This window comes from Streptomyces sp. NPDC001668 (genome assembly GCF_042893155.1).
GTDB lineage: Bacteria > Actinomycetota > Actinomycetes > Streptomycetales > Streptomycetaceae > Streptomyces.
Genome location: NZ_JBIAUQ010000011.1, coordinates 296,921 through 303,941, shown reverse-complemented (window position 1 = coordinate 303,941; position 7,021 = coordinate 296,921). Strand labels below are relative to the sequence as shown.

5 protein-coding genes are annotated in these 7,021 nt (G+C 71.8%); 3 read left to right on the top strand and 2 right to left on the bottom strand.

The window, feature by feature from the left end:
- Positions 1-260: 260 nt before the first annotated feature.
- Both ACFYZ8_RS30425 and ACFYZ8_RS30420 read right to left on the bottom strand, forming a co-directional pair.
- Positions 261-1,034, bottom strand: coding sequence for a hypothetical protein (locus ACFYZ8_RS30425; RefSeq protein WP_388538095.1), 774 nt, complete (start codon positions 1,032-1,034; stop codon positions 261-263).
- A gap of 127 nt (positions 1,035-1,161) precedes the next feature.
- Positions 1,162-2,835 (bottom strand): PucR family transcriptional regulator ligand-binding domain-containing protein, encoded by a 1,674-nt coding sequence (locus ACFYZ8_RS30420; RefSeq protein ID WP_359031392.1) that lies wholly within the window; start codon positions 2,833-2,835, stop codon positions 1,162-1,164.
- Between the two features lie 343 nt (positions 2,836-3,178).
- Between ACFYZ8_RS30420 and ACFYZ8_RS30415 the strand changes: the two genes are divergently transcribed.
- The 3 genes from ACFYZ8_RS30415 to ACFYZ8_RS30405 are packed head-to-tail and all read left to right on the top strand — an operon-like array spanning position 3,179 to position 7,000.
- Entirely contained in the window at positions 3,179-4,069 is an 891-nt protein-coding gene (locus ACFYZ8_RS30415) for an FAD binding domain-containing protein (protein WP_388538097.1), read from the top strand.
- Positions 4,069-4,605 carry a (2Fe-2S)-binding protein gene (locus ACFYZ8_RS30410; RefSeq protein ID WP_359031395.1) on the top strand — a complete coding sequence of 179 codons (537 nt, stop codon included), beginning with the start codon at positions 4,069-4,071 and terminating at the stop codon, positions 4,603-4,605. The genes ACFYZ8_RS30415 and ACFYZ8_RS30410 overlap by 1 nt, the downstream gene beginning before the upstream one ends.
- 1 nt (position 4,606) lies before the next feature.
- Positions 4,607-7,000, top strand: a complete 2,394-nt coding sequence (locus ACFYZ8_RS30405; RefSeq protein ID WP_388538098.1) for a xanthine dehydrogenase family protein molybdopterin-binding subunit — start codon at positions 4,607-4,609, stop codon at positions 6,998-7,000.
- Positions 7,001-7,021: the final 21 nt, after the last annotated feature.

Genomic DNA, 7,021 nt, shown 5'->3' with positions numbered 1-7,021 from the left:
GCCGGCCGCTGCGGGCGGACACCCCCCACCCCGTCCCCTTCCCGCCGTACGCGGCCAACGGCCCGCGGTCCATTCCGACGCAGGGTGACCGCAACCCCCCAGGGGCGCGGGGAACTGCGCGACCAGCCCCCACCGGCCCGCAGCCGCCCCACGACAGCACCCGGCACCCCCCTGGGCGCCCCGCCCAAGCCCAGCGCAGCGGCCCCGCGGGGAACTGCGCGACCAGCCCCCACCCGCCCGACAACCCGTCCCGGCACCCCCTACGCCGAGGCCGCCGGCGGAGCCAACTGTCGGGCCAGCCATGTGGGTACGCCGCCCAGCAACCGGTACAACCGCCGTGCCTCCTCGCGGAGTCGGGACGCCTCCGGTTCTGTTTCCGCGTCCGCGAGGGACGCGAGGGCCGGGGCCGTGCCGACGAGGTAGCCCAACTCCTCGCGGATCCTCAGGGATTCGGCGAAGCCGTGTCGGGCCTCGGTCAACTCGCCGTCGCGTAGGGCGAGTCCGGCGAGGTGGCGCCAGGTGAAGGAGAGGAGCAGGGAGTCGGACTGTGCCGTGGCGCCCGCGTGGGCGCGGCGGTAGGCCGCCCGGGCCGACTGGGGGGAGTGGGACAGGTTCTCCGCCAGCAGGCCCCGGCGGAAGTCCAGCAGGGCCCTTCCCTGCGCCCCCGGAGGGATCAGCGCCGCCGCACGCCCCAGCGCGGCCCTCGCCTCGTCCGCGCGGTCACGGACCCCGTGGAGTGTGGAGGCGTACGCAAGTTGCCCCCGTTCACAAGCGGCCGCCCCGCGTTCGTCGTCGCTGTGGGCCAGCGCCTCCGCGGTGCGCAGCGCGTCCTCTGCCTCGGGCCAGCCCTGTTCCGTGTACAGGCAGCGTTCCACCAGCAGGGCCGCTCTCTGCAGGGCCGCCTGTGCGGTGACCGGTTGGAGCAGGGCGGCCGCGTCGGCCCAGCAGGCCCGTGAGCGCAGCCGCCATACCGCGGTCTGGAGTGGATCGTCACCGGCGGTCGTTCCGTTACCAGACATGGCGGTATGCGCCACGTTGCCCTCCCCGAGCGCGCCGTCGAGCTTTGAGTGGTGGCGGCATCTCAGCACGGATTGGCGTGCCGGGCCAAGGGGGTGGGTGAAAGAATTCACAAAGTCGTGGGGGTCCGGGAGCCCCCAGGTTTCAGCTCATACGCAGGGCCAGGAAGAAATCCAGCTTGTCCTCGAGGCGTGACAGGTCGCGGCTCGTCAACTGCTCGATCCGCCCGACGCGGTAGCGCAACGTGTTGACGTGCAGGTGGAGGCGGGTCGCGCAGCGGGTCCAGGAGCCGTCGCAGTCCAGGAAGGCCTCCAGGGTGGGGATCAGCTCGGCACGGTGGCGTCGGTCGTAGTCCCGGAGCGGGTCGAGCAGGCGGGCCGTGAACGCGCGGCGGACGTCGTCGGGGACGAAGGGGAGCAGCAGGACGTGCGAGGCGAGTTCCTGATGGCCCGCCGCGCAGACTCTGCCGGGGCGGGCGGCCGCGACTCTGCGGGCGTGCCGGGCCTCCTCCAGGGCGCCCCGCAGGCCTTCCGCCGAGTGGACCGACGCGCTGACGCCCAGGGTGACCCTGCCGTCGTCGTCCAGCCCTGCCGACAGGGGGTCACGGACCGATTCCAGGAGGGCGTCCGCCAGGATGCCGGACTCGGAGCCGTCGTGCTCGGCCGAGACCGCGGGCAGGGGGACCAGCGCGATCGCCTCGTCGTCCGTGTGGGCCACCGCTATGCGGTCGGAGGGTTCGGGGCCCGTGGCCGACGGGTCCACCAGGATCTCCTCCAGCAGGGACTGCGCCATCGGCCCTCCCTCCAGTTCGCCGTCCTGCCATTCCACCCTGGCGACCACGACCTGCCAGTGCGGAGCCGCTCCCAGGCCGGGCAGGAGGACCGGGGCGGCGACCCGGAGGCGGGCGGCGATCTCGGCCGGTGCCGCTCCCGTCTGGACCAGTTCCAGGACCTCCTGGGCCAGGCGGCGGCGGACCGTGCGGGCCGCGTCCCTGCGGTCCCGTTCGACCGCGATCAGCTGGGTGACGCCCTGGAGCAGGTCCAGGCGCTCCGCCGGCCAGTCGCCGGCGTCCGCCTCCACCGCCAGCAGCCAGTCGGACAGGACGGTTTCGCGTACGTCCCTGGAGGCGTGGGGGGAGCGGCCGCTGCTGCGGATCGGGAAGAGGGAGTACGCCGACGAGCCGAGCGTGACCCGGTGGGGGCCTCGGCGTCCGGTGCGGGTCGCGGTCAGGTGTTCCGCCGCCAGCTTCGCGCAGGTGTCCGCGGGGAGGCCGGGGCCCGCCACCTTCGGGCCCGCGATCAGGCGGCCGGTGGGGGACAGGACCCAGGCGCGCAGGTCCAGGTCGGAGCCCAGGAGGTCGAGGACCACGTCCGGGCCGCCGCCCGCCGGGCCCGACGTCATCATGCGCCGGTGGCGGTCCACCACGGCCGCCAGGTCGCCCGCGCGCTCGCCCGAGACCTGCCGTACGACATGCTCGGTGATCGTCGCGAAGGCCACCGACTCGTGCACCGCGAACAGCGGGAGGCGGTGCCGGGCGCAGGCGACGACCAGGTCCTCCGGGACATCGCCGAGCTCCGCCTCGCCGGCCGCCAGCGCGACCACCCCGGCCTGGACGAGGAGTCGTACGAAAGGTTCCGAGTCGGCGGCGTCCCGGCGCCAGGCGAGGCCGGTCAGGACCACTTCGCCGCCCGAGAGGTAGCGGCTGGGGTCGCGCAGGTCCGTGGTCATCACACCGCGCACGGTGCGATCCAGTTCGTCCTCGCCGCCCAGCAGCCGCAGGCCCAGCGCGTCGGTGTCCAGCAGTGCGCGCAGCCGCATTCTCGTCGCCGCCGTTCTCTGTCTCGAAATCTACGATGGGGAAGGGGTCCGGTGGGGGTGGGAGCGGTCGCTGCCGCCTCCGGGGCTGTGTCCCAGGTCACGTGGGCTGTGCCGCACGTTTCCGCAGCAAAACATGGAGGTTACTGAGGGCCTCCGTTCATACGAATCTACAAGATGAGGGCCCCGACCAGCCAACTCCTTCATGGTTTCCGTGACTGACCCCGTCGGAGTACACGGCTGTGTACTGGCTCCACTTCGCGTAAACAGCACATGAACGAGCCGGGCCCGCCGCACACGATCTGGCTCGATCCGTACGATCACGAGACGAAGAAGAGAGCCGGTCATGGACTTCCTTCGCCCCGCCAGCTGGGAGGAGGCGCTCGCCGCCAAGGCTGAGCACCCCACCGCTGTGCCCATCGCGGGCGGCACCGACGTGATGGTCGAGATCAACTTCGACCATCGGCGGCCCGAGTACCTGCTCGACCTGAACCGCATCACCGACCTCACCGAGTGGGAGGTCGGCGAGGACACCGTGCGGCTCGGCGCCTCCGTGCCGTACACCCACATCATGGAGCACCTGCGCGGCGAGCTCCCGGGCCTGGCCCTCGCCTCGCACACCGTGGCCTCCCCGCAGATCCGCAACCGCGGCGGCGTCGGCGGCAACCTCGGCACCGCCTCCCCGGCCGGAGACGCCCACCCCGCCCTCCTCGCGGCCGGCGCCGAGGTCGAGGTCGAGTCGGTGCGCGGATCGCGGCTCATCCCGATCGACGCGTTCTACACCGGCGTGAAGCGCAACGCGCTGGCCGCCGACGAGCTGATTCGCGCCGTTCATGTGAAGAAGGCCGAGGGGCCCCAGCAGTACTCCAAGGTGGGCACCAGGAACGCCATGGTCATCGCCGTGTGCGCCTTCGGGCTCGCGCTGCACCCGGCGACGCGGACCGTGCGGACGGGCATCGGTTCCGCGGCTCCCACACCCGTTCGGGCCAAGACCGCCGAGGAATTCCTGAACGCCGCTCTCGAAGAGGGCGGGTTCTGGGACAACGGCAAGATCATCACCCCCTCGGTAGCCAAGCAGTTCGCGGACCTGTGCGCCGCCTCCTGCAACCCGATCGACGACGTCCGGGGCACGGCGAGCTACCGCCGCCACGCGGTCGGCATCATGGCCCGCCGCACGCTGACCTGGGCCTGGGAGTCGTACCGCGGCACCGCCGCCACCACGGAGGGAGCTGCGTAATGCGCGTCAACTTCACTGTCAACGGTCGTCCGCAGGAAGCCGACGACGTGTGGGAGGGCGAGTCCCTGCTGTACGTGCTGCGCGAGCGGCTCGGGCTTCCCGGTTCGAAGAACGCCTGCGAGCAGGGCGAGTGCGGGTCCTGCACGGTCCGGCTCGACGGCGTCCCGGTGTGTTCGTGCCTGGTCGCCGCCGGGCAGGTCGAGGGCCGCGAGGTCGTCACCGTCGAGGGGCTCGCGGACTACGCCAAGCAGCGCTCCTGCGGGCAGCACGCCCCCGAGGGACAGGACTCCCAGACCGGCGAGGGCACCGAACTCTCCCCGATCCAGCAGGCGTTCATCGACGCCGGCGCCGTCCAGTGCGGCTTCTGCACCCCCGGGCTGCTGGTCGCCGCCGACGAGATGCTGGAGCGCAACCCCAACCCGAGCGACGCGGACATCCGCGAGGCGCTGTCGGGCAACCTGTGCCGCTGCACCGGCTACGAGAAGATCATGGACGCGGTCCGCCTCGCGGCCGCCCGGCAGGGAGAGGCGGTCTGAGATGTCCACTCCCAACGGCACCCCCACCAAGATCACCCAGGGTTCGCAGACCAAGGGCGGCATCGGCGAGTCCACGCTCCGCCCCGACGGCACCCTCAAGGTCACCGGCGAGTTCGCGTACTCGTCCGACATGTGGCACGAGGACATGCTCTGGGGGCAGATCCTCCGCTCGACCGTCGCGCACGCCGAGATCGTGTCCATCGACACCAGCGAGGCCCTCGCCCTGCCGGGCGTGTACGCCGTCATGACGTACGACGACCTGCCGACCGAGGTGCGGAACTACGGCCTGGAGATCCAGGACACCCCGGTCCTCGCCCACGGCAAGGTCCGTCACCACGGCGAGCCGGTCGCCATCGTGGCCGCCGACCACCCGGAGACGGCCCGCCGTGCCGCCGCCAAGATCAAGGTCGAGTACCGCGAACTGCCCGTCATCACCGACGAGGCCTCCGCGACCGCCCCCGACGCGATTCTCGTCCACGAGAACCGCGACGACCACCACATCGGGCACGTCCCGCACCCGAACATCGTGCACCGGCAGCCGATCGTCCGCGGAGACGCCCAAGAGGCCGCGAAGAAGGCCGACTTCGTCGTCAAGGGCGAGTACACCTTCGGTATGCAGGACCAGGCGTTCCTCGGCCCCGAGTCGGGTCTCGCCGTGCCGGACGAGGACGGTGGCGTCCATCTCTACGTCGCCACCCAGTGGCTCCACTCGGACCTGCGGCAGATCGCGCCCGTCCTCGGCCTGCCCGAGCGCAAGGTGCGCATGACGCTCTCCGGCGTCGGCGGAGCCTTCGGCGGCCGCGAGGACCTGTCGATGCAGATCCACGCCTGTCTGCTGGCGCTGCGCACCGGCAAGCCCGTCAAGATCGTCTACAACCGGTTCGAGTCCTTCTTCGGGCACGTCCACCGGCACCCCGCGAAGCTGTACTACGAGCACGGGGCCACGCGCGAGGGCAAGTTGACCCACGTTAAGTGCCGGATCGTCCTCGACGGCGGCGCGTACGCCTCCGCCTCGCCGGCCGTCGTCGGCAACGCGTCCTCGCTCGGCATCGGGCCGTACGTCGTCGACGACGTCGAGATCGAGGCCATCGCCCTCTACACCAACAACCCGCCCTGCGGCGCCATGCGCGGCTTCGGCGCGGTCCAGGCGTGCTTCGCCTACGAGGCCCAGATGGACAAGCTCGCCGACGCGGTGGGCATGGACCGGGTCGAGTTCCGGCAGCTGAACGCCATGGAGCAGGGCACGATCATGCCGACCGGCCAGCCCGTCGACTCCCCGGCCCCCGTCGCCGAACTCCTGCGCCGCGTCAAGGCGATGCCGCTCCCGCCGGAGCAGCAGTGGCTCTCGGCCGGCGAGCAGGCCGACGTACGGCAGCTGCCGGGCGGCCTCTCCAACACCACCCACGGCGAAGGCGTCGTACGAGGTGTCGGCTACGCGGTCGGCATCAAGAACGTCGGCTTCTCCGAGGGCTTCGACGACTACTCGACCGCCCGCGTGCGCATGGAGGTCGTCGGCGGTGAGCCCGTCGCCACCGTCCACACCGCGATGGCGGAGGTCGGCCAGGGCGGCGTCACCGTCCACGCGCAGATCGCCCGCACCGAGCTCGGTGTCACCCAGGTGACCATCCAGCCCGCGGACACGCAGGTGGGCTCGGCGGGTTCGACCTCGGCCTCCCGGCAGACGTACGTCACCGGCGGCGCCGTGAAGAACTCCTGCGAGCTGGTCCGGGAGAAGGTCCTGGAGCTCGGGCGCCGCAAGTTCGGTTCGTACCACCCGGCTTGGGCGACCGCCGAGCTGCTCCTGGAGGGCGGCAAGGTCGTCACCGACGGCGGCGAGGTCCTCGCGGACCTGGCCGACGTGCTGGAGGACGAGAGCGTCGAGGTGGAGGCGGAGTGGCGGCACCGGCCGACCGAGGCCTTCGACCTGCGCACCGGGCAGGGCTTCGGACACGTCCAGTACTCCTTCGCCGCCCACCGCGCGGTCGTCGAGGTCGACACCGAGCTCGGCCTTGTCAAGGTGATCGAGCTGGCCTGCGCCCAGGACGTCGGCAAGGCGCTGAACCCGCTGTCCGTCGTCGGCCAGATCCAGGGCGGCACGATCCAGGGCCTCGGTGTCGCGGTGATGGAGGAGATCATCGTCGACCCGAAGACGGCCAAGGTCAGGAACCCCTCCTTCACGGACTACCTGATCCCCACGATCCTCGACACGCCGACCATCCCCGTCGACGTGCTCGAACTCGCCGATGACCACGCGCCGTACGGGCTGCGCGGCGTCGGCGAGGCACCCACCCTGTCCTCGACCCCGGCCGTCCTCGCGGCGATCCGCAACGCGACCGGGCTCGAGCTCAACAGGACGCCGGTACGCCCGGAACACCTCACGGGTACGGCCCAGTAAGTCCCTCCGGGCGGCGCCGGG